Annotated in this window: 24 protein-coding genes and 1 pseudogene; 7 read left to right on the top strand and 18 right to left on the bottom strand. The window is 60.3% G+C overall.

All coding sequences use genetic code 11. The features are described 5' to 3' along the window. Positions 1 to 95 precede the first annotated feature (95 nt). The 3 genes from C1H66_RS20800 to C1H66_RS20790 form a co-directional block, all read right to left on the bottom strand. Entirely contained in the window at positions 96 to 1,472 is a 1,377-nt protein-coding gene (locus tag C1H66_RS20800) for a dihydrolipoyl dehydrogenase family protein (protein ID WP_102629781.1), read from the bottom strand. A 160-nt stretch (positions 1,473 to 1,632) separates the two neighbouring features. After that, positions 1,633 to 2,925: a cation:proton antiporter gene (locus C1H66_RS20795; protein WP_102629780.1), complete on the bottom strand. Its 1,293-nt coding sequence runs from the start codon at positions 2,923 to 2,925 to the stop codon at positions 1,633 to 1,635. Between the two features lie 58 nt (positions 2,926 to 2,983). Further along, a complete protein-coding gene (locus tag C1H66_RS20790) occupies positions 2,984 to 3,205 on the bottom strand; it encodes an amphi-Trp domain-containing protein (RefSeq protein ID WP_102629779.1) in 222 nt (73 codons plus the stop codon). 236 nt (positions 3,206 to 3,441) lie between these two features. Between C1H66_RS20790 and C1H66_RS20785 the strand changes: the two genes are divergently transcribed. After that, the gene (locus C1H66_RS20785) at positions 3,442 to 3,891 is read left to right on the top strand and encodes a YHS domain-containing (seleno)protein (RefSeq protein ID WP_102629778.1); all 450 of its coding nucleotides are present in this window, start codon (positions 3,442 to 3,444) and stop codon (positions 3,889 to 3,891) included. A 204-nt stretch (positions 3,892 to 4,095) separates the two neighbouring features. On the opposite strand, the gene C1H66_RS20780 is transcribed toward C1H66_RS20785, so the two are convergent. From C1H66_RS20780 to C1H66_RS20750, 7 genes and pseudogenes are all read right to left on the bottom strand, one after another. After that, entirely contained in the window at positions 4,096 to 4,461 is a 366-nt protein-coding gene (locus C1H66_RS20780; protein WP_442345976.1) for a GFA family protein, read from the bottom strand. A gap of 140 nt (positions 4,462 to 4,601) precedes the next feature. Beyond that, a complete protein-coding gene (locus C1H66_RS20775; RefSeq protein ID WP_102629777.1) occupies positions 4,602 to 4,763 on the bottom strand; it encodes a DUF3309 family protein in 162 nt (53 codons plus the stop codon). Positions 4,764 to 5,419: 656 nt separating this feature from the next. Further along, positions 5,420 to 6,004 (bottom strand): ion transporter, encoded by a 585-nt coding sequence (locus tag C1H66_RS20765; protein WP_102629775.1) that lies wholly within the window; start codon positions 6,002 to 6,004, stop codon positions 5,420 to 5,422. A 443-nt stretch (positions 6,005 to 6,447) separates the two neighbouring features. Further along, positions 6,448 to 7,110, bottom strand: a complete 663-nt coding sequence (locus tag C1H66_RS20760) for a dihydrofolate reductase family protein (protein WP_102629774.1) — start codon at positions 7,108 to 7,110, stop codon at positions 6,448 to 6,450. 202 nt (positions 7,111 to 7,312) lie between these two features. Next, a complete protein-coding gene (locus tag C1H66_RS23575; RefSeq protein WP_370741305.1) occupies positions 7,313 to 7,426 on the bottom strand; it encodes a DUF6194 family protein in 114 nt (37 codons plus the stop codon). Positions 7,427 to 7,472: 46 nt separating this feature from the next. Then, positions 7,473 to 7,619 (bottom strand): annotated as a pseudogene (locus C1H66_RS23570) (DUF6194 family protein); the annotation flags it as partial. A 513-nt stretch (positions 7,620 to 8,132) separates the two neighbouring features. Next, entirely contained in the window at positions 8,133 to 8,390 is a 258-nt protein-coding gene (locus C1H66_RS20750; RefSeq protein WP_102629773.1) for a hypothetical protein, read from the bottom strand. 206 nt (positions 8,391 to 8,596) lie between these two features. Here C1H66_RS20750 and C1H66_RS20745 point away from each other — a divergent pair, with 206 nt between their 5' ends. Genes C1H66_RS20745 through C1H66_RS20735 form a run of 3 tightly spaced genes read left to right on the top strand, consistent with a single transcriptional unit; the run spans position 8,597 to position 12,274 of the window. Next, on the top strand, positions 8,597 to 9,382 hold the full coding sequence (locus C1H66_RS20745; protein ID WP_102629772.1) for a protein-L-isoaspartate(D-aspartate) O-methyltransferase: 786 nt from the start codon (positions 8,597 to 8,599) through the stop codon (positions 9,380 to 9,382). Beyond that, positions 9,382 to 11,739, top strand: coding sequence for a hypothetical protein (locus C1H66_RS20740; RefSeq protein ID WP_102629771.1), 2,358 nt, complete (start codon positions 9,382 to 9,384; stop codon positions 11,737 to 11,739). Before C1H66_RS20745 ends, C1H66_RS20740 begins: the two co-directional genes overlap by 1 nt. Before the next feature lie 28 nt (positions 11,740 to 11,767). Then, a complete protein-coding gene (locus C1H66_RS20735) occupies positions 11,768 to 12,274 on the top strand; it encodes an RES family NAD+ phosphorylase (protein ID WP_240618418.1) in 507 nt (168 codons plus the stop codon). Between the two features lie 554 nt (positions 12,275 to 12,828). Here C1H66_RS20735 and C1H66_RS20730 read toward each other — a convergent pair. The 3 genes from C1H66_RS20730 to C1H66_RS22710 all read right to left on the bottom strand — a co-directional run bounded on the left by C1H66_RS20730 (position 12,829) and on the right by C1H66_RS22710 (position 14,824). Next, positions 12,829 to 13,335 carry an SRPBCC family protein gene (locus C1H66_RS20730; protein ID WP_102629769.1) on the bottom strand — a complete coding sequence of 169 codons (507 nt, stop codon included), beginning with the start codon at positions 13,333 to 13,335 and terminating at the stop codon, positions 12,829 to 12,831. 490 nt (positions 13,336 to 13,825) lie between these two features. Next, positions 13,826 to 14,191 carry a cupin domain-containing protein gene (locus tag C1H66_RS20725; protein ID WP_102629768.1) on the bottom strand — a complete coding sequence of 122 codons (366 nt, stop codon included), beginning with the start codon at positions 14,189 to 14,191 and terminating at the stop codon, positions 13,826 to 13,828. Between the two features lie 93 nt (positions 14,192 to 14,284). Next, the gene (locus tag C1H66_RS22710; protein ID WP_146010758.1) at positions 14,285 to 14,824 is read right to left on the bottom strand and encodes a hypothetical protein; all 540 of its coding nucleotides are present in this window, start codon (positions 14,822 to 14,824) and stop codon (positions 14,285 to 14,287) included. Positions 14,825 to 15,572: 748 nt separating this feature from the next. Here C1H66_RS22710 and C1H66_RS20720 point away from each other — a divergent pair. Further along, positions 15,573 to 15,782 (top strand): hypothetical protein, encoded by a 210-nt coding sequence (locus tag C1H66_RS20720; RefSeq protein WP_102629767.1) that lies wholly within the window; start codon positions 15,573 to 15,575, stop codon positions 15,780 to 15,782. A 146-nt stretch (positions 15,783 to 15,928) separates the two neighbouring features. Beyond that, a complete protein-coding gene (locus C1H66_RS20715; RefSeq protein ID WP_102629766.1) occupies positions 15,929 to 17,308 on the top strand; it encodes a sialidase family protein in 1,380 nt (459 codons plus the stop codon). Between the two features lie 56 nt (positions 17,309 to 17,364). Here C1H66_RS20715 and C1H66_RS20710 read toward each other — a convergent pair whose 3' ends face one another. Both C1H66_RS20710 and C1H66_RS23335 read right to left on the bottom strand, forming a co-directional pair. Next, positions 17,365 to 17,835 (bottom strand): DM13 domain-containing protein, encoded by a 471-nt coding sequence (locus tag C1H66_RS20710; RefSeq protein WP_102629765.1) that lies wholly within the window; start codon positions 17,833 to 17,835, stop codon positions 17,365 to 17,367. 11 nt (positions 17,836 to 17,846) lie between these two features. Then, entirely contained in the window at positions 17,847 to 18,389 is a 543-nt protein-coding gene (locus C1H66_RS23335; RefSeq protein ID WP_240618417.1) for an SAM-dependent methyltransferase, read from the bottom strand. A 273-nt stretch (positions 18,390 to 18,662) separates the two neighbouring features. Between C1H66_RS23335 and C1H66_RS22705 the strand changes: the two genes are divergently transcribed. Further along, positions 18,663 to 18,851 (top strand): hypothetical protein, encoded by a 189-nt coding sequence (locus tag C1H66_RS22705; RefSeq protein ID WP_146010757.1) that lies wholly within the window; start codon positions 18,663 to 18,665, stop codon positions 18,849 to 18,851. Positions 18,852 to 19,253: 402 nt separating this feature from the next. On the opposite strand, the gene C1H66_RS20700 is transcribed toward C1H66_RS22705, so the two are convergent. The 3 genes from C1H66_RS20700 to C1H66_RS20690 all read right to left on the bottom strand — a co-directional run bounded on the left by C1H66_RS20700 (position 19,254) and on the right by C1H66_RS20690 (position 22,181). Next, positions 19,254 to 20,654, bottom strand: coding sequence for a GIY-YIG nuclease family protein (locus C1H66_RS20700; protein WP_102629764.1), 1,401 nt, complete (start codon positions 20,652 to 20,654; stop codon positions 19,254 to 19,256). 340 nt (positions 20,655 to 20,994) lie between these two features. Then, positions 20,995 to 21,699 carry a hypothetical protein gene (locus C1H66_RS20695; protein ID WP_102629763.1) on the bottom strand — a complete coding sequence of 235 codons (705 nt, stop codon included), beginning with the start codon at positions 21,697 to 21,699 and terminating at the stop codon, positions 20,995 to 20,997. Positions 21,700 to 21,839: 140 nt separating this feature from the next. Further along, positions 21,840 to 22,181 (bottom strand): hypothetical protein, encoded by a 342-nt coding sequence (locus C1H66_RS20690; RefSeq protein WP_102629762.1) that lies wholly within the window; start codon positions 22,179 to 22,181, stop codon positions 21,840 to 21,842. Positions 22,182 to 22,239: the final 58 nt, after the last annotated feature.

Below are 22,239 nucleotides of genomic sequence, written 5' to 3'. Positions count from 1 at the left end.
GTCGAGGTATCCGCCGCCTCCTGTGTCACCTTGCCATGCGAAGCGGGGAAGAAGGCGTAACGCTAAACTTAGTAGAGCCGCCGGCTGACCGGTACCTACGCCGTGTCGTCGAACACCTGCCTGACCAGCTCGGCGAGCGTCGGGTGCACGTGGATGCTGTCGCGCACCCGCTCCGCCTTGGCCCCCGGGGTGTTCATGGCGACCACCACCTCGTGAATCAGGTCGGCTGCCTGGGGCCCGATCATATGGAAGCCGAGGATCCGGTCGCTGCCCTTCTCGACCAGGAGTTTCGCAAAGCCCGGGGGTGAACCGACGATCTTGCCCTTGGCAAAATCGGCGTAGTCCTTCCGGGCGACCACGTAATCGAGGCCCTGGTCGCGACAGGCGCGCTCGGTCAGCCCGACCGAGCCGATCTGCGGACTGCTGAACACGGCGTGCGGGTTGGCGGTGTAGTCGACCGCCAGGGTGGCACCGTGCGCATTGTGGTAGGCAAGCTCACCTTCGTAGCTCGAGGTGTGCTTGAACATCCCCTGCCCGATGACGTCGCCATAGGCATAGATGTCGGGGTGCGTGGTCCGAAGCCCGTCGTCGACCACCACGAAGCCGCGGTCGTTAAGCTCGACCCCTGTCCGTTCCAGCCCGAGCCCATCGGTGTTGGGACGCCGACCGGTGGCCAGCAGGAGCCGATCGCCGAGCACGGTTCGTTCGCCGTCGCCGGTGGCGACGACCAGGCCGCACTGCCCGTCGCGCACCAGCGCCTGGCGAGCCTCGGCTTGCAGCACCAGCTCCACCCGCTTGGCGAGCTCCTGCGTGAACAGCGCCCGCACGTCGTCGTCTTCGGCCAGCAGGCATTCGGAGTGGTCGATCACCGTGACGCGGGTGCCCAGGGCGGAGAAGAAGTGGGCGAACTCGCAGCCGATGTAGCCGCCGCCGAGGATGATCAGGTGCTCGGGCTGCTCGGTGAGGTCGAAGATGACAGACTCGTTGGTGAGGAACCCGCTCTCCGCCAGCCCGGGGATCGGCGGGATCGCGGGGCGCGCGCCCGCCGCGATGAAGATCCGCTCGCCGGTCAGCCGGCGCCCGTCCTCCATCTCGATCAGCTTGTCGCCCACGAAATGCCCCCGGCCATAATAGGGGGTGAAGGCGCTCTCCACCCAGCGGCGCACGGCAGCGGCGTCGTTCTCGCGCCGCCGGCGGACCGTGCCGAGCACGGCCTGGAAATCGACGCGAACCGACGACTGATCCAGGTGGATACCGAAGTCCCCGGCGTGCCGGATCGTCTGCATCACCTCGGCGGCCTGAATCAGGCCCTTCGTCGGGATGCAACCTCGGTTCACGCAGGTGCCGCCGAGCTGATCGGGACGGTCATCGACCAGCGCGACCGACTTGCCGTCCCGCTGAGCGTAATAGGCGGCCGTCAGACCGGAGCCGCCGCCGATGCAGACCACGTCGTAGCGCTCAATCGCCGCCATGGTTCCTCCTCGCTTTACCGCGCCGTGCTCGATATCCTCCGGCCGGCCCTGTCGAGGTCGGCGATCAGGTGCTTCTCTGCGAGTGTAGTCCACACTCTGCCCGCCATAGGGAGTTCGAACCAGGAGGCCAGGAGCCGGTCGCGACAAGGTGACATCACAGCTATTCCCGAGGCGTCCGCGAACGCCAAAAGCGCGCAATAGTGGGCTTGACGCTGACCCCGTGAACCAGAATCGACAAGGCAACCACCACCAGGATCAGGTGTATCAGTTCCAGCGCGATGTCCTCGGGCAGCCCGTGCTGGATGGCGTACATCAGATAGTACAGCGAGCCAATACCACGAACGCCAAACCAGCCCACCAGGTGGCGCATACGCATGGCCGCCCCGCTGCCCAGCACGCCGAGATGCACGCTGACGGGGCGGACGACAAAGAACACAAACGCCGCGAAGCCCACGGCTCGCCAACTCCAGGAATCCCAGTAGAGCGAGCCACCGATCAGTAGAACCAGCACGATTTCTGCCAGCCGTTCGAGGTGCTCGTTGAATTCCAGAGAGCTTTCGCTCACGTGCTCGTGCGTAGTGGCTTGCGGCTCACCCTCCAGAGGTGTCTCGACAGGTACCGAGTAACCCTGTTCGAGGCCGGCCAGTTTCAATTCGGTATGGCGCAGAGCCACCGCTGCGCTGAAAACGGCCAAGAAGCCCCAGGCATCCACCAACAGGCTGATTCCGTAGGCGAACGCGATCAGCCCCAGGCCGAGAAAGCTTTCCAGAAAGGCCGTGTCCACAAAGCGGGTGCGGATCTTGTTTACCAGCCAACCGACGCCAACGCCCGCCAAGATACCGATGCCGACACCGGCACCGCTTGCCCACAACACATCCACCGCCAGCCACCGCCAACCGGCGTCGCCGAGATCGTGCAGCCCCAGCAATCCCAGGCCGAGCATCAGGAACGGGAAGGCACTGCCGTCGTTCATTCCGGCCTCGCAGGTCAATGAAAAACGTAGTTCGTCGGTATCATCGGCGTGACGAACCTGCACCTCGGTCGCCAGTACAGGGTCGGTCGGTGCGACCACGGCACCCAGCAGCACGGCGGCCCCAAGGGGCAAAGCAAGCCAGTAGTAGCCGAACAGCGTCACTAACCCGACGGTGAGCGCCATCGAAACCACCGCCAGTTGCAGGGGAGTTCGCCATCGCTTCAGGGTCACCGGTGCCGGCATTTTTACGCCGGCGCAATACAGTGAAATGAGCACGGCGATTTCGGTCAGGAGCTCCAACAAAGCCGACTCTTCCAGCGGATTGAAATGAAACAAGTTGAAGCCCATGGGCCCCACAACGAATCCAATAAGAAGATAGACGATGGCCGAGGTGGCGGGCACGCTCTTGAGGTAGGAGAAGGTAAAGCCCACTACCAGCAGCAGTGAACCGATCAAGATAAACCAGGTAGCGGTTGTCATAGGTGACTCGTCAAGTGAGTACTCATTCGCTCAGCCGCACGCGACCCGAGTCAAGTCTTCAGCGTTGCCATTTGAGCTGGAACTCTATCTCCTCCTCATCATCCGAGCGTTCGTGTTCGATGGTGAATTCGGCTCGGACGGGCACATAGATGCGCTCGCCCGCAATCTGTATCTCGAAACGTTCCCCCTTCTCGATGGCATCTGCCAGGCGCCGTAGCTTGGCCACGAAGTCGGCCTTCGGGTACCCCTTCTCCACGTCCCGCTCTGCCTTGGACCCCATATCTGCTCTCCTCGCCGACCTGGGCCCGATGCGCCACCAGGCTCGAATTCAGTCTAGCAGGTAAGTCTCCCCTTCCCCCGCCGGCCGGCGTGATCACCGGGCCAGCCGGCCAACGCCGTGGCGTCGGCAGGGGCTCGGCGCCGCCGGGCCCGCGGAGGGAACCCACATCGCCTGTAAGGTGGAGGGCCATTTCTCGACAGAACCCTCGTGAGCGACGGGTCGCGAGGAGGCGAACCATGAAGCGTACGGGTTGGTGGCTGGCAGCCGCCCTGGTGATCGGCCTGGTTTGGTCCATGGGGGCGTTCGCCGAGGGGGGCATCTTTACCCGCGATGGCCTGGCCATCGGTGGCACGGACCCGGTGGCCTACTTCACCCAGGGTCAGCCGGTACAGGGCTCGCCCGACTATCGGCTGGAGTGGCGCAATGCCACCTGGCAGTTCGTGTCGGCCGAGCATCGCGACCGGTTCCAGGCGGACCCCGAGGCCTATGCGCCCCAGTACGGCGGCTGGTGCGCCTGGGCGGCGGCACGCGGTGAGGCCGCCGCGACCATTCCCGAGGCGTGGAAGATCGTCGACGGCAAGCTCTATCTGAACTTCAGCAGGTGGATCCAGTGGCGCTGGGAAAGGAACATTCCCGACAACATCGCCGCGGCCGATGAACACTGGCCGAATATCTTCCAGCAGTGATCCCCCGGTGTCAGGATGAGCAACGGCATGCCGGTGTGCTGTATCACCATGCGGGGAGCACTTCCGGGAGGAGTCGGGAGCCGCCTGGCCCACTCCCCCGCCTCAAGCAAAAGGGCCCACGAAAATCTCTCGCGGGCCCTTTTGTTGGGTGGTGCGCAGCATCGGCGTGAAGCCGTAACGGCGCCTTCGCCCCGTGCGTGCCACCTACTCCTCAAAGCGACCCGTGGCATCACGATCGCGCTCGTAGCGTCTCGTGAGCGGGAACGGCGGCAACCAGGAATCGCGACGGACGATCCAGCTCTCGTAGGTTGGCATCAGTTGGTCAGGGGCATCCAGGGATGCCAGGTGCACTTCGATTTCGTCTGCGGTGCGTGCGAAAACGGACGAGCCGCAGCGGGGACAGAAAAACCGCCCGGCGTAGTCGCGTGTTTCGCCAGCGATCGTCACCGCATCCTGAGGGAACACCGCGGAAGCGTAAAACAGGGCCCCATGATGCTTGCGGCAGTCGAGACAGTGGCAAAGGCCGACCCGGTATGGGGCCCCGACGCCACCATTCGGACGTTGCCGCAAAGGCAACCGCCCGTGAACCGATCCATGCTGCGTCTCCTCTAAAATCAAGCGATCGGAATGGTTACAACGAACCCCATCTGCTGCAACGACTGGTTCAGCAGCCTGCGCTTAATCGTCCCCGGACGGGCATTCAAGCACCGTTATAAACGGCCCATCAGGAAAAGAACAAGGAGGACGATCAGGATTAGCCCGACTATGCCGCCGCCCCCGGCGAGGATGTTGTTGCCGCTGCGGTAACCGTAGCCACCACCCAGCAGAGCGAGAACCAAGATCACGATAAGGATCAGTACGATAGGATCCATTGTTTATTCCTCGCAAATAAAGACGAACACCCGGCCTCCATCCCCTGCCGTCTTGAAAGGCGTTCCTTCGCTGCAGAGGCCGTCCCGATAAGGCACAATTTCTCGGGATATCGGACGGGCTTCAATTGGCCCCGCCACCTAGGCCGGATACCCTGCCGAGGTAGCGGGCTGGTGAGCAGACCGCTTACGCCTGCCATTCGCCCCTGGGACATCTGGCCGGCGGTCGCCCTGCCCTACAACCACTCACCCTTCGCGTCGCCTAATGCGAAGCTCAGCCGCGGCGAATCCGTCGGCTATAAGTTGATGTTAGCTGGATTCCATTCGCTTCGCCGCATCAAGCCCCAAGCATCGACGTAATTACGTTTACCACCCGAGCACGATGAGGACCACAGCAGTGGCCATCCAAAGCACTGCCAGGCCCACGGTCGCGATAGCCACTCCACCCCAAGCCCACCGAGGCCCTTTGGCGAACATCCTCCACCGGAAGTCTAGCGCCCCGAGATAAAGCACACCCCAAGCAGCGAGCGGGAACACAAAGAGCACGCCCTTCTCGCCTGCTGAAGTGACTCCCTTCTGAGCTGCACAGGCTATAGTGCAGCCATCAGGAGGACAGGATGAGCATGAACGCGATATCGACTCACCGGACAGTTGGCCGGCTATTCGCTCATGTCCTGGCGCTTTGAGCGCTCCTCCCGACGCCGCTTGCGAATGGTGCTGGACTTTATGAATGGCAGGAGTTTCAGCAGAGCCGTAACAAGGCGTGAACGATAGTACTCGACGCGAACGATGAAGCGGACAGCCCAGTGTTCCTTCCCCAGCTTGTCCTTGGCCGCTGTTATCGCTGCATTGCTGCCGGCGTTGCGGATGCTCGACAGGCGGAACAGATCAATCTGTCGGAGCAGGGCCGACTGTCGCAGCAGCGGCAGTGGGCGGAGAAGTCTCATCAGCCGAGTGAACTTGAGTATCTCGTGAAGCAGTGGAAAGGACAACAGGATAATCAATACCGACAGCCAGTTGTCTTTTGTGGTTTTCCAGCGGTCTTGCGAGATGGCCATGTAGAAAGCATACTCGACCACGAACACTGCCCAGATCAGCCAATCGGCGACAGTGATCAGGGGGTGTTCCACTTCTAACCAGTAAGCGATCGTCAGCGGTGCGGTCAGTATGGCGGCAATGATGACCGCTAAGGTCAGGTAATTGCTGAGCGACTCTTCAAGCGCCGATCCAAGCTTCAGTCGCATCTGCTCCCTCCCGCCACCCTGAATGGCCGCCTGCTGGTGCGCGCATGGCGATGGATAGCGTGACGTTTTGAATTTTTGTTTCTTTGCATGGTGCGTTCGTTATCACGACAGACTGTTTTCCACAATAGGCCGATGTCAGCCTGGCGTCAGTACGGTGTCAACCATAATGGTTGAGGCCCTTGATTCGGGGAGCAGGTCAGATCGAAAACAGGCTTGATAAAGGCTCCTGCAGCGACTGGCACCTCGCACGCGCATACGGCAAGGACTTCTTCTGCTGCACCGCCAAGATGCAATGCTGCGAAATACGAATCGCCGCGAAGGTGCAGTTCAATTGCGCGGTCGAATAGCTCGCACGCGACTTCGAGTTTAGGAACCGCGACAGATGGCATTTTTGAGGCCTAACGACCGAGATCAGCTTGATTTTGTCCGTCTGCATCGACTTGTTAGGCGTTATTGCACGCCTGGCACCGGAGTACAACATGGGTGGCCTTCTCCGACGCCAAAAACTGAACGCATTCGTATCCCAGAGTTCGCAAGTCAACCCCCTCGAACAGCCGCTCTCCCCTACCTAGCACGATCGGCGCGATAGCCACATGCAGCTCATCAATGAGGCCTGCACAAAGATACTGCTGTATGGTGTTAGGTCCACCACCAATGCGCACGTCTAGTCCGTTGGCTGCCTCGCGCGCCTGGTCAAGCGCCTCGTGAATGCCGCCTGTAACGAAGTGAAACGTCGTCCCGCCTTCCATCTGGATGGGCGGGCGCGCGTGATGAGTCAAGATGAAAACTGGAACGTGATAGGGGGGGCTGTCCCCCCACCAGCCTTTCCAGTTCATGTCGGGCCAGGGACCACGAATCGGTCCGAACATGTTCCTTCCGAGAATCCAGGCACCAACATTCTTGAAGCCCCGCGCGGCGAAGTCGTCATCGATCCCCGTTGTGCCGCCGTCGGCGCCAAATAGGGTCCGCTGGAACGTGCGCGTCGGCAATGCCCACTGGTGCAAATCTGTCCCGCCCACGCCAAGCGGATTATTGATGTCCTGACTTGGACCAGCGCCGTATCCGTCAAGCGAGACGGTAAAGCTCTCAACTCGGACCCGTGTCATTTTCATGTCTCCATTTGGATCGACGCCTAACGCCGCTCAGCACGCGCGGCTACGGAATGGAGCGAAGCCGCAATGCAGTAGCCGTCTCCGTGACTGGCATTGTTAGGAACTGCTGATGGCTCCGCCATTACGTCAAGTCCTGGTAAGGGTTGTATGCAACTTCCCAGCAATGACCTTCCGGGTCTTGAAAGTAATTTGTTTATTAACTGATGCGTTTAGCATACTTCTTGACCACAAGATCATAGGACTCATTCAGCAAAGGTTCCAACTCTTGGATCATGGCTTTGTCGGGATTGAGAACACATACCCAAGACATCCATGCGTATACCGGGTGCGGTAACAGCGTATTTGACTCGGTGAAATTATGGCCCGTATTCACCCCCACCTGCAGCGGCCCTGGCAGGCCTTTTCCCCAATGCTTCTTCGTAGGACGATTTACTTATGCCGAAATTGAAGCGTAACACGCCCTCACGATTGAGATTCGAACCCTTGTCATTATCCCCATCCTTGTCCTTGAGTGTTGCATAATAAACACCTCGAGGAAGTCGCCGACCAGGGTTGTAGAAGAACGACTACTCTCCCCAAGCATCGACCGCTACTACTCCCCGGCATTGGTCAAGAATGTACTCCGAAACTTCCTTTTTCTGCACGTTGCTTTCCTTAGTCATAACTGTTCAGCATGTTGCGGAACGGCCGCGCCGGGCGCCTGCGACGCCGATCGCCCGGCGGAGCCTGGCTCCTACAAAAACCAGTGCTTCAACCTGAACTGGGTCCGTATTGGGGTAGTCAATCGCGCGGCAGCCCTGCGCTCCTACGAAAACCGTTGCCCTGCCAAGCGCGGGGTGAAATTTCCGAACAGGCACGCTACCGCCGGAAGGTACCGCTCACTAGGGCTCCTCTCAGGCGGTCGCGGCCGATATCGACATCGCTGCCTGGTGCCGGTGGATGGCTAATACGAGTGTAGGTGGTTCCTGTCTTGCGGATGGGTTGCCCCGGCTACGAGCCGGGGCTTTTCTTGTTCGTCACACGTGGACGTGAGCACCGATGACGGACAACCAGGCTTCATCGATCTTCAGGCTCGCCCAGTCCAGGGCGCAGCCCCAGGCCGCGTCCTCGTCGAGCGTAGCGGCCAGTGGCGCCATCGGGTGAACCTTCGGCTCTGGCGACTCGTCCAGATACCAGTTCATGGTGGCGAGCCACTCCCTCGTGTCAGGGTCTCGCGTGAGTAACAGCTCGACCTCGGTTGAGCGAAATGTAAATACGCAGCGCTTCACGCTCATGGCACACCCTCTATGGTCAACCTTGGCAGGGTAGCGGCTTCGGTGCGGTCTGGGGGTGCGCCATCACATCATTCCGTGTCAGCCATTGCCGACAGTATCCCGTCGTCAAAATCTGACAGCGGGCAGATCGCGCGGGATCTGCTGCCGTTGCCGTCGTCGATCGTGGCCTATCCTTTGAATCCGGGGGCCGAAAAGGGGAGCCGGCGATGGTCCAGGCATCTTCGCAAGCCGGCTGGATTCGCGCCGCGCTGCTGGCGGCCCTGGTTGCCTGTGCCCCGGCTGCCGCGCAGGAGGTCACGGTGCTCCTGCAGGCTTCCCCTCCGGAGCAGGCCCCTCCCCGTCCGGATTTCGACGACGATGAGTTCGTCGAGCTCAGGGCGACGATGGTACGCGACCAGATCGAGGACCGCGGGGTGGCGGACGAGGCCGTGCTCGCGGCCATGCGACGCGTACCGCGGCACCGCTTCGCGCCGAGGGTGTCGGCACGCAGCGCCTATGAGGATGAGCCCCAGCCGATCGGCCACGGCCAGACGATCTCCCAGCCCTACACCGTCGCCTACATGACCGAGCGGCTGGAACTGGGCGCCGATGATCGCGTGCTGGAGGTGGGGACGGGCTCCGGCTACCAGGCGGCGATCCTTGCCGAGATCGTCGGTGAGGTGGTCACGATCGAGATCATCCGTGAGTTGGCCGACAGCGCCGCCGAACGTCTCCAGGGCATGGGCTATCGCAATATCACCGTGCTGCACGGCGACGGTTACCACGGCCACGCGGCACGTGCGCCCTTCGATGCCGTCGTCGTCACGGCCGCGGCCTCCCACACCCCTCCGCCGCTGGTGGCCCAGCTGCGTCCCGGCGGGCGCATGGTGATCCCGGTGGGACGCGCCGGCTGGATCCAGAACCTGCTGCTGGTGGAGAAGAATGCCGACGGTGAGGTGAGCACCCGCAACCTGGCGTCGGTGCGTTTCGTACCGCTGACCGGTGACCACTGATGGTGGGGCGGGAGACACCGGGGCGACTCGACCTGGTGGCCGTGGCCGGCGTCTCCGCGGCGTTGCTGGCCCTTGAAGTCCTGCTGTTGCGGCTGTTCGAGTTCAGCCACTGGTACCACTTCGCCGGGCTGGCCATTGCCCTGGCGTTGCTGGGCCTGGGGGCGGCGGGCACCACCCTGGCCCTGGCCGGGCGCTACCCCTTCAGCCGCGGCGATGGCTGGTTTCTCACCGGGCTGGGGGTGACCGGCGCCGGTTTCCTGCTGCTGCTCGTGGTGCAGTCTCGGGTCACCTTGCGCCCGGTGTTCGCCGGTTGGGACCTGGGCGAGCTGGTGCGCCTGCTGCTGGTGGACCTCGCGGCCTTCGTGCCCTTCTACGGGGCCGGCCTGGCGATCGGCCAGGTGTTCCTGCGCTGGCCCGAGCGCACCCGGGGCCTGTATGCGGCCAATCTGCTCGGCAGCGGCATTGGCAGCCTGGGGGCCGCGCTACTGCTGGCGACCGTGCCGGTGGCCATGGCGCTGGCGGTGGTCGCCGTGCTGCTGTTCGCCCTGGGGAGCGTGATCGGATGGGTTCGCGGGCAGCGGGTGGCGGGGGCGGCGTGTGTCCTGGGCCTGGCGCTGGCCCTGATCGCCGCCGTGCGTCCACCGGAACCCGCCGTCTCGGATTTCAAGGCCTTGTCGCGGATAGGCGAGCTGCCCGGGGTGGAAACCCTGGCGGTCCACTCCGGCCTGCCGGGCCGGTTGACCCTGTTGCGGGCCGATAGCCTGCGCTACGCGCCGGGCCTGAGCCTGGGCTGGACCGAGAGCGTGCCGTCGGTGGACGTGGCGGTGGTCGGCAGCGATCGGGTGGTGCCCCTGGTGCGCCGCTGGCCGGTCGACGCGGCGCATAGGCGCGCCTCGCTGGCCGGGCTGCCCCGGCAATTGCGCCCCCACGGGCGGCTACTGGTGCTGGGCAGCGGCGCCTGGCAGACCCCGGTCGCCGCCGGCGGCCGGGCGGTCACCTGGGTGGAGGCCGACGGTCGTCTGCTCGAGATCGCCCGGGCGCGTGGCGCGAGCGAGGCCGGGATCACGCTGGTCGAGGATGGCGCCTGGCGGCATCTGGTCACCGCCCCCGACGGCCCCTATTCGGTCATCGCCTTCGACGCGGCCTGGGAGGAAGGCGACGCCGCCGCCGAGGACTATGTCCTCACGGTGGCCGGCCTGGCGCTCGCCCTGGCGCGGCTGGAGGCCGACGGCCTGCTCGCCATTCCGCTGCCGCTCGACGACCCGCCCCGCTATTACCCCCGCGTGATGGCCACCCTGGAGCGGGCCCTGCATCGGCAGGGGGCGGCGGCGCCGGGCGACCACGTGGCCGTGCTGCGTGGCCTGCAGGCGTTGCTGATCCTGGCCTCGCCGCGGCCACTGGCCGAGGCGGACATCGCCGCCCTGCGGGACTTCGCCGAGCGCTGGCGCTTCGACGTCGCCTGGTGGCCTGGCCAGGCCCGCGAGCAGGCCAATCGGTATCACCGCTTGGACTCCCCCGTGTTCCACGACATCGCCCGCGCGTTGTTCGAGCGACGACCGTTGCCGCCGGCCACACGCCTGTTCCATGCCGCGCCGGCCGAGCTCGACCGCCCCTACCCATGGCGATCCCTGGCCTGGGGCGAGACGCCGCGGCTGGTCCGCGAACTGGGCGGACGCGGCTGGAGCTATCTCGACTGGACCCTGATCCTGTCGGTGGTGACCACCGTGGTCGTCGCCGTGCTGGCGTTCCTGCTGGTCCTGGTGCCGCTGGGGCGGTTACCGGCGATCCAGCGCCCCTTCGGCCGGCTCTCGGTCGCTGGGTATTTCAGCGCACTCGGCCTGGGCTACATCGTCGTGGAGCTGGTGGTCTTCCAGCGCTTGATCCTGTACCTGGGGGAGCCGGTGCTTGCCGCGGCACTGGTCTTCGCCACCTTCCTGATCGGCTCCGGCATCGGCAGCGCCATGACGCCGGCAGACGCCAGCCGCGCCAGTCTGGGGCGGATCTATCTCGCCGTAGCCGTGGGTCTGGCGCTGGCCCTGGTGCCGTTTATGGCCGTACATGCCCTGAGTACCCCGCCATTGGCGTGGCGCCTGGCACTGCTGGTCGCCTTGTTGCTGCCCCTGGCCTGGGCCATGGGCCGCCCCTTCCCCTGGGCGTTGCGTCAACTCGCCGGGCAGGACCGCTGGATTCCCTGGGCATGGGGCATCAACGGCTTCACCTCGGTGCTGGGGGCGTCACTGGCGCCGCTGCTCTCCATCCATATCGGCCAGAGCGCGGCCCTGGTGGCAGGGGCCGCCTGTTACGTGGTGGCCTTCGCCATCGCCAGGCACTGGCTGGTGCGGTCGAAGCGGGCCTAGGCTGCAGAGCGAGGCCGGCAAGCTCAATTTGATCCCGACCGAGGAGATCCCCTTCGGCATCTCGGGGTGCTCCTACGCGGTGGCGCCGTTCACCCATGTGAACCTCGATGGCTCGCGCTTCAGTGACGGTAGCTTCGGCGTCCTGTACCTGGGAGACACCATCGACACGGCCCTGGCCGAGGTTCGGCATCACCAGGAGACGTACTGGCGCAATGTCCCCGACCTGAGCTTCGAGCGCTTCGTGTTCCGCGGCCTGGCGTGTGATCTCGAGGAGGCCGGGAAGGTGGATGGCCTGCCGATCCCCAGGGAGGATCCGATCTACTCGCCGGTGGACTACAGCGCTTCCCGCCAGCTGGGGCTGGCGCTCAAGGAGGAGGGAGGGCCGGGACTGCGCTACCCGTCCGTACGCGCTCCCGGGGCGACCTGCTGGGGCCTCATGCCCCCGAGGCCGGTCACGTCCATCGTGCAAACCGCCCACTATGAGATGATCTGGAGCGGCAGCATCGTCTCCGTCAACCGGGTGTCACCGGCCTGACGAATCCCAGGAGTCTTACTGAAGAATCAGCATGTTGAGGGTGACTGCCAGCGCCGGGAGGCCCTAGGGGGTCAGACCCCGGCGGCGTCGAATCCGCTCGCCACGGGCACCATGACACGCCTGGCGATGAGTCTGGGGTCTGACCCCATAGGGGCGGGCCTCGGCGCCTTTCTTCGGCGAACATGACGCCATCATCGAGAAACTCGTGGGGCATTGCCCGCAGGATGAACGAATACAATCTGCATGCTCAGTGGCAGTGAACAGCGCCAGCTCTGTTATCCATGTGGCAACACTGCCCCGGGGGCGAGCTTTTGCGACACCCCCCTCCATGGGCAAGAGCTGTGCTACTAAAAACCAGCAGCGTTAATGCAAGAATAATTGTTTTCATAATCACCGCTCCGCATCCTGCTATTTTGTTGGGCTAGGCACCGGATGCATTAGCACCTAACGCCATGCGTTTCACCTGCGCGCCCGCGAAATCGGACGTGTCAGGTGCAAACGCTCGTTAGACCGCGCCGCGCGACTATAGCCGGCTTCGACGTGCCCACCGGCCTTCAAGAAGCGGTGAAGTGCCGCTGGACATCCCCGGTTACCTGTCGCACGCACCAGCGCGCGTAGCCTTTCCCGAGGCGCGTTCCAATCCACTTGTTTCTCTCGGGAAGCTCGTAGTGGATGCTCACCCTGAAGACGCTGCCTTCCGTTGCGGGTTCGATGTCGAATGCCATCTTGTAGTGTCCAATAACGATGAGCTTGGGGGTGCCGACCGTTGCCCATGCCTTGTGCGTTGGCGGGTCGCGCTCAGTCACTACCTCGTCCACTTCGAGGCGGATGCCCAAGACGTGTCCGCGCATGCGGATGTGGCTACCAAGGGCCTTTCCGTGGGCGTCGTCAACATCGGTGGTGAACTTGCCGCCGGCCATCATGATGCTGTTCTTTTTCATGTGGCCTGCGAGGTTGCGGTGGTCGTCCGCGAACGCGAACACCGTTGCCGGGTCCGCGGGCAGGATCACAGTTTCCTCGTGATGAAATGAGAGCTCCAGACTGCGTGTACCATTCGTCATAAGGGTTCCTCGTAGCGGTCTAACGCGAAAATAAGCGGCGGCCCGACAGGTGCGTCCGGTGGAGGCCGCAGAACGAACTGGAACACCTGGTTAGCAATTTCTCAGTTCCTCGCACCGCACGGACCGGCCGGTAATTTTCCTGCCAGAGTTCGCTGCCATGCCGTAGCAACTTCTTGAGAACTGAATGTCACTTGTAAGTTTCTACCAAGAATTGGCGCCCATATTGTCGCCCTAGAGAACTCGCGACCACCGACAACAATGCGGCTCATTCTGCTACTGTTTGTTTTCGTAAATTTCTCAAAGCTCGTGGCACCAAGTTCCGTCAACTTGACGAAAACCGGCCAGCCGCGGTCTACCTGTTCCCCTACCGCTGACTGCTGCACATAGGACGAACACAGGTGAAACTCCAGCTCAGTCTCTGATAGTGCAATGGCAGGAGTAACCAGCAAAAGAATAGCGATCCATTTCATCGTGACGATTGCCTAACGCATCAAATCCACTCTTGCTCATCGGCCGCAACGGTGACTTCCGTTTGATGTGATCCGGTATGTTGTGTACTCGCGGGCTCAATCATCATAAAGTGCGTATCCGGTTCCGCAAGGGGGCAATGTTCTACGCGTTTTGGAACGACGAACATTTCTCCAGGGCCAAGCACAACATCCCGGTCTTTCAATCTGATCGTAAGCTGGCCTTTGAATACGAGAAATAACTCATCTTCGTTCTCGTGAGAATGCCAAACTAGTTCACCACTGCCTTTCGCCAACTTCACCAATTGCCCATTTGACTCCGCTATGACTTTCGGAGTCCATTCTTCGTCAAAGAGCGCGAACTTGTCAGAAACCGTAATTTTATTCAAAGCTATCTCCTTGATGCATAACGCCCGCAGCACGCGCGGCATTGTAGTGGAGGCGAAGCCGCAACGGAAAAGCCGTCGCCGTGCTTGGCATTGTTATAGCAACAGCCGTTCGATGATCCGACTTGCGACTTGCCTTCCATACTCGTGCAAACACAACGGGCCCGTATAATTGACGGTTTCTGGGAACTGTAAGCGCAGCAATCTGTGCGCAACTGCTGCGGACTCCATTGCGAGATCAAATGACGGAACATGGTTTGACTCGAAGTTTTTTACGTTGAAGTGCGCTATAGCCTCGTCTCTGAACCGTTTTATCTGTCGCCAGTACGCCGTGAAATCAGAATCAGTTACTCCAAGCTGTGTGAATAACTGTTTACGGAAATCATCTTGGTTCAATGCCGCAGCTTTCCAGTGGGTGCCTTCCGCATTTGACCCGAACACTTTGCACCACGATAGTGCCGCATCCCCTAAGAGCGCGTTGCAGATGCTCCTGAAAGGGAAAAGATACCCCGCGTCTTCATCAAGACTATCCAAATGCTCCCAGATTGCATAGAACGAATAGTATGATCTCGAAAATGTCGCGAGAAACATCATGCTGTGTTCGGCTTGCTCTATACACTCTTCGGGGTCACGCATCAATGTACCTATAACAGTGATTAGTCTGCACGCTCTGATGTTGGATGAACACGCCTGCGCGTTCAACAAGGTTAGCGAGCTTGCCCCTTCTACCCTAACCTATTGATTTCGCTAACACCTAAGTATGGTTCGACTACCTATGCAGGATTCGCGCGCTTGCGCGCTTTGCCGGCGTGCGCAGCCCTCTGGGATAAGGGAATATCGAGGAATTCGGGCACGCTACTGCCCAGGGGTGCCGCTCAACAGCCCCCTCCCCTATTGGCGGTCGCAGGCCGCCGGCGTGCCTCCATCGGAATGCCATGGGAATCCGATTGGAAACATTCATTTACAGAAAGCTTACTAAAGGATGCATCGGCCTGCGTAGCCGAAGCCTGAGAAAAAAGTCGTAGGAAGCTGGCACCTTCGGCTGAGCGCCGCCTAGGGCGTGAAGTGCTCCTCGCCGTTGATGCGCTGGCGCACCCGCGAGGTCTCGTGGTAGATCAGCCTTTCAAGCCGTGAGGTATGAAAGCTCAAGATTCTAGTGGGCAAGCTGGTGCATTTTTACTAGACTATATGTTACCGATTGTTTCCACACGGTCTCTGTATGTATCCGAATGGCGACGTCGGCAATGCGCAAGGGATATCAGCATGATCGACGAGCTCGAGACGGCGCGTGAAGCCCGCCAAGCACACGAGATCAAAGCCGAGTGCAAGCGCGCTGTTGTGAACTGGAGCATCCTGGCGCTGAGGCGCCTATGGAGGTGATGTCATGTACTGGACCAAGTTCCCTGCCGACTGGTGGTGCAACGAGTTCGGCGACGAGATCCACCGCTACGAGATCCTGGACGACGAGGACCGATGCCAGGACGAGTACCACATCTACCGCGCAGGCGATCGTCTGCCTTGGAGCGGCAAGACCCACACGCTGGCCGAGGCCCAGCGTCAGCTGGAGCACAGCCACAGGGCGTTGATGGCGTGAGCCAGGACACGACCCACGCAGCGATGTGCATGAGCGATCCACGAATCCCAGCTGTTCGGGGCTGATTCAGATCGGTAGGGTCGCCTTCCACTGCCACGGCAGCAGCGCGTCGAGGCTGTCATTGACTCCGTACCGGGTAAGCAGCGATGCAGGAGTACCAGGACCAGTGTCGGGCGAGGGTGTCGTCTTCACGTGGCCGCGGCATAGCGCCGGCCACCGCCGGCGCCGTCATCGCGCTGGTGCTTGCATTACTGTCGCCGGTGGCCGAGTCCGGGGAAAGCACCGAGATCGTCTGGCACGCCGCCCTGGAGGTGGCCACCGGAGAGGCCCACAGGGGCCCCTGGCGCATGAACGCGTCGGATTTCCGCTACGTGGATGACGCTTCGGTAGCGTTGCACGAGGACGGCATGGCAGCGGTCGTCTGGGCCGACCAGGCGCAGCAGGAGGTGTTCTTGCAGCGCTACGACCGCGACGGCGAACCGCAACTCGATGCTCCGACCAACATATCGCGCAGCGCCGATACGTTCTCCTGGCTCCCGCGCGTGCACATGGCCGCCAACACACCGGACAGCGTTTACGTGCTCTGGCAGGAGATCATCTTCTCTGGTGGCACGCACGGCGGCGAGATCCTGTTCGCCCGTTCGCAAGACGGCGGCGCAACGTTCAGCGCGCCGATCAATCTCTCCAACACGCAGCACGGAGCAGGCAAGGGACGGCTGACCACCCGGCGCTGGGACAACGGCAGCCTGGATCTGACGGAAGGGCCCGACGGGGAGGTCTGGGTGGCCTGGACGGAGTATGAAGGCAGGCTGCGGATCAGCCGTTCCAGCGATGGCGGCCGCACCTTCTCGGCGCCGAAGCATATCGCCGGTGATGGCGACCTCCCCGCCCGCGCGCCGAGTCTCGTCGTGGACGGCGACGGACGGGTACATCTGGCATGGACCGTCGGCGAGGACCCGGCAGCCGATATTCGCTACACGGTTTCCGACAGCCGGGGCGAGTCGTTCGAGACGCCCCGTACCGTGGACGCGACCGGTGGACATGCGGACGCGCCGAAACTCGCGGTGGACGGCGACGGTATCGTGCACCTGGTGTACGCCGAAAGTCCGGACGGCCCCTGGCAACGGGCGCATATTCGCTACACCCGGGCACGCGCCGGCGAGCGCTTCCGCGCGCCGGAGGACATTTCCAGCGCGCATGCCGAACGGTTCGCCAGCGTCGGCTTTCCGTCGCTGGCGGTGTCAGGCGCTAACCTGTATGTGCTCTGGGAGTTGTTCCCCCGTCCGGGCCATCGGTCCCGAGGGCTCGGCATGACGCATTCAACGGATGGCGGTGAACACTTCGCTGCGCCGGAGTTCGTGCCGCACAGCGGGGCGTCGGAGCCGGGATTCAACGGCAGCCTGCAGGGGATGCTGATGCGCAAGCTTGCCGTGAGCGATGCCGGGGACATTGCCGTGGTGAACAGCACCTTCCAGCCAGGCGAGAGGAGTCTTGTGCGGTTGATTCGCGGACACCGCGAACGCTGACAGGATTCGACTGGCTCGAGCGCCGGAGTGTCTACCGGACTGGGAAAGCCCAGCGACTATCGATAGCGGGCGGCGGTGATGAACTGTGCAAACGACTCGCACCATACGATGACGGTGTTGTAACGCGCCGGATCCACCGATTCGGGCACGGTGACGAGGAAATTCTCGAAGGTCCTGACGTCGCCAACCCGCACCATGTGCTCCTTGAGACGCTCGAACTCTGCCCCGGTTTCGACGAACTCGGGCGAGAGGTACAGCTTGTAGTCTGGCCCCGGGGCGAGCTTGCCAACCAGGACGATGCTTTGGGGTCCAACCGACACGCGACCTTCCCCCCAGTGCAGCAGATCGCTGCCCTCGAGGTCACGCTGGAACTCCCCTGTGTATACGGCCTGCTGGCTGTGCGCCTCCAGCTCCTCCAGCGACGGAGGCGGCGGCGCGATCAGGATGGGTAGCGTGTAGATACCAATGGCGAACCCCACCGCCCCAACCAGCACATGCGAAACCACGAGGAGTAGAATTTTTTTCATCAGCAAAGCCCTCAAACACCGTCAGCAATACAGTGCATTGCTTCGGTGTAGGCCAGGTAGGCGGCGTGCATCTGGCCCATCCCTTCCTTGCGCAGGGCCAGCATGACGGTCTCGTTCTGGTAGATCAGTAGCAGGTACTTCACCTTTCCTCGATATTTCTGAGCACAGGCTTGATGTCGATGATCGGTGTCCCGTCGATTGCCTCCATGGGTGCAACCCTCAGCCTCTGCCCGGCGACCTCCAGGACCGCAACCCGATGCAGCCCCACGGGGTTGGGGCGATCCGGCGAGCGCGTCGCGAAGACGCCAATCAACGACGCCTCGCGCCTCCGGCGTGGATGCACCTTGAGCACATCGCGGCGCGCGGTGAAGCCAGGTCAGGACGATAAGCTCGTCGCCGGCCGTGATGCCCTCAAGCCCTTCCGCCACCGGAGTGATAAGCTCCAGCCACGCCTCCGGAGCCCCTTCATCTCCCTGGCGGGGCGCCTCCTTGCGACTGGTCAGCGGGGAACGTATCACCCCAATGGGTTCAAACGTGTAGCGGTTTTCGTTCATGACCCGTCGCTGTTCAAGCGCCTCGCGACTTTCGTTGCCACGGTGGCTGAGATAGCACGGCGCCTCACCGCGCTCCTCCTCCCACATTAGCGGGCGTACGGATCAGGTACCACGGCAATGCTGGATCGGCTGCCCCACCGCCCACTACCCTGGACATCGAGGGAGAGAATTGCCGGCTTCGCTGAGCTTGACACCAGCGCTGAACACCGGCCTTGTAGCTCCTTTAGGGAGGTCCGACGCTTCGGCGTTTTATCGCTTGAGGAAGGCAACCTGGTGGCTCATGAACCGGCAATCACAGGAGAAATCAAACTAATGCAGACAATTAGAACAGTTGCAAATCGGCCAGAACAGTCTGCACATGGGGTTATGGAAGCGAAGATTTTCTGCGTGATTGAAGAGGGCAGAATGACCAAGATTCGTCGCATTATCCTGACCGAAACCACCTTGCAAGAGCCGCTGTAGCTTCGTTCAATAGATGGGGCCAGCAATTGGGGTGAAAGATTCTTCAAGGAACCGGCAACAGAGAAACACAAGCTACTAAAGAAATTACTAACAGGCAGAAATCGGACAAGAGCGGGCTTTTAGCACATGCTTATTTGTTGATAGCATCTTTGTTCAGCAGCACCGGAGCATGAGCCAAGAACGCGCAGCAGACTGAGCGTCCGCTCCACACATATTATGTATTTCCGTGGTCCTTTCCTGATAGTGGTCTTTTTCTTCGAATACGGTCTCGAGCTTGATGGAATGTAATTCCGTAGCGTTCGGATGCGTATTTTGCAGCTTGATTTTCGGATAAAAACTCTTTTCCATCCAGCACAATCGGGGCATTACGGGCGTACTTCGAATTCGCACTTAACGGCTTCCTCACGGCATCTTCAAGTGACAACCCTTGTTCATTGATCCGATACTTAAGCGTCGATGTGCGAAGTCCATGAGCCCTTGCAACTGAAGCAAGTGAACCGAATGACCCCCCCCTATTTGGTATGTCTTGCCGTGGACAATCTCCACAGCGGTTTGCTTTGATACCCATTCAAAATTGTCTTGGCACCACGGTTTAAAAGTGTCCTTTCTAATCAGTCGAAGCTCTGGTTTGTAACCATCCCTCACGTCAGATGAAAAGTTGTCGTAGTTCTCCCAACGCTCACAAATTACGCCCTCACGACGACCGGCACGTATAGAATTTATTAGAGATTTCCAACGCCTCCAAAGGTTGCTACCAGCCTCTGGATGTTTGCTCATTTTTCTGGCACTTTCAGGCAAAGAGTCTCCGCGCGACAGACGACGCAATACTACGTGCCGGGCAATTCCTGTGCGCTCCGAGAGCACCGCTGCGGCAGATTCTAGCGAGTTAAACGACTCCCCTTCATATTCCACAGCACGCCCTTTTCCCCCTCCCATCTGCCCACCTGGTGACGCATTCAACCCCCCAGGTTCTAGCGTTTTTAACTTATCGATCCAGAACTTTTCTCGAATGGGAAGTTCATCCTGATTTAGTTCCGACTCTATGACTTCCATCGAGAAATTATCTTCCCCGAATTTCCGAATCGCTTTTGCCAATGGCGTCTTCGCGTCACCTTCCATCGCTACACGAACGTGATGACGCCAACGTTGCTGCAGCGACATTCGAGTTAGACCAATGTATTTCTTCTTTGATTCCGAACAAATAATGACATAAATTTGGCCAGACCTATCATCGAGTGGCGCTAACGGTTCAACTACTGCTTCATCTAGACCCCAGCCTCTTTTGAGCCTTGCCCAAATTGAGTGACGATCGTCATATCTATTAATTTCCAAGAGAAAGGCAGTAACGCTAGAAAATATCCTCCCTACATGTTCAGGAAACTCATCACCCTCATATTTAAAACTTCGTCGGCGCCCACCGCCAAAAATCGTTATCCAATGGGCAGTAGTTAAACTTGCAGCCTGCTCCATGGTTGAGATGTCGAGTAGACCATCTCGCTGTAGCCGTTTTACTCGCTGCCAAAAGATTCGATAGTCCACGATTGGTTCAGGAAACGCTAGATATGCGTCATATAGAGATATTAATTCACCGTCGACAGTGACATTTGTTTTTCTTGTTCCGTAACGTTTACGGTACTGCTCAGCATCAAGATAGAGGGCGTCTTCCACCTGTGACTCAGGCACCCCATCTTCATGATATTTTAGGGCTCCATTGATTCGTGACCTAAATAATGAGATCCGCACGAGAGGCTTGGGGCTCGCATCACGATAGCGATGATCGATTTGAGAATGAGAAATAATCATTAGCTTAAGATCATGAAAAAACCTAATGGTTATTAGAGAGCTCAGGCTGTTGCTGTATGAACATTCAGTATGTTACAGTCAATATACTCGCCTTCTCCGCCAATCGCAACACACCAATTTCCTTTGCAATTAAGCCTCAGCAGCATGACTCAGATGAACGTGCCAGCGACAATTTCAAGCAGGCCAACTTTAGTTTATATGCAGACGAAACCACTCCATCAGAATCGCCTAAAATTCTCGAATCGGCCAGAAGCGGTCCTTCAGCGAGCGCGGATATAACGCGTGAGTTAAGCCGCGCCGCGAAGCGGCGTCGGCTTGGACGAATGGTTAGGGCTCAAGGCTAGCGTACCTTTGTGAGCTTGACCTTCCTCTTGTCGCCTTTGCTCGGTCGCGATATCTCAATTCGATAGTGTTGAGGGATTGGAAAGTCGGGTGAGCGAGGCGTTCTCGGCCCGGGCTCTTTGTCTAGTGGCTCGAGGTCTAGACAGTCTGGCCATGACTCATCCATCAAGGAGAGCTGCTCAGGAAATCTGGGCGCTTCTTCCAAGTTCGCCGCCAGCTCACGCATAAAGCCTGGTGATGATGCCGCTTCCTCGCCCCAGCGGCTCTTCACCTCTCGTATCGCCTGTTCTGGTGTTAGAGCCCCGTGCTGGACACGTTCGAAAAGACGTTGCAAGTAGATGATCTCGCCGCCTGTCCGCTTCGTATTACCGCGTTCGCTACTGCACGCAAATTCGCCTTTTGCTTGCTCGAACAGCACGTTACTTATGTAGGCTGCCTGATCCCGAACTGTACCGAGCCCAGACATGAAGTCGCCGTATGCCCCGATTCCAAAGTAGAAGGCCGCAGCGGCAGCGGCGACCCTTCCTTTACCCTTGATCGAACCTTCTTCAAGGACAAGGGTAAGCGCATAGTCCGGCAGCTGCAGATGAGCTTCTACCTGAGCATCCCACTGGTCGAAAAGCTCCGACGAGTGATACTCAAATGCGGCCTTATCGAAGGTCGGCGACTTGATGAAAAACGATGTGGTTACGACGTCAAGCATCCGGCCCCCTTCGATCTATCCCTGTGCCCTAACGCCAGCCAGCATGCGCGGCTACGGAACGGAGCGAAGCCGCAATGCAGTAGGCGTCGCCGTGCCTGGCCTTGTTAGGCTGTGTGATGAAGAGGAGCTATAGACTGGGCTCACTCCTCAGATATTCGTTGCCATTGATGCTGGTAGTACCCCTGATCACTCCTACAGCTCTCACACATCAGAGACTGGCTGTCCTCGCTTAACTGATAAGCCTCTAGAAGATCCTCTCCCTCCAGCAAAGCGTCACATTCATTGTGATGCCCGCCGGGATCAGTAACGCCAGAGCAGTAAGCGGACAAATATGGCTCCAAAACGGCCTTTTGTTTCGGCGATAGTGAATCGTATCCTTTGTCTACTGCCAATCGAGCCAGTCCTTCAGCGAAATCAACTTCTGCGGCATCAAAAACGCCGTTCTCCAATTGAGTTTCGAAGATTTTTTCCTCAATGCCCATATCAACTCCTACGATATTGATTAACCTAGAAAATTAACGGCTCTCTCAATTAATGCCT

This window comes from Halomonas heilongjiangensis (assembly GCF_002879645.1).
Taxonomy (GTDB): domain Bacteria; phylum Pseudomonadota; class Gammaproteobacteria; order Pseudomonadales; family Halomonadaceae; genus Halomonas; species Halomonas heilongjiangensis.
This window is presented reverse-complemented; position numbering and strand designations above follow the sequence as displayed.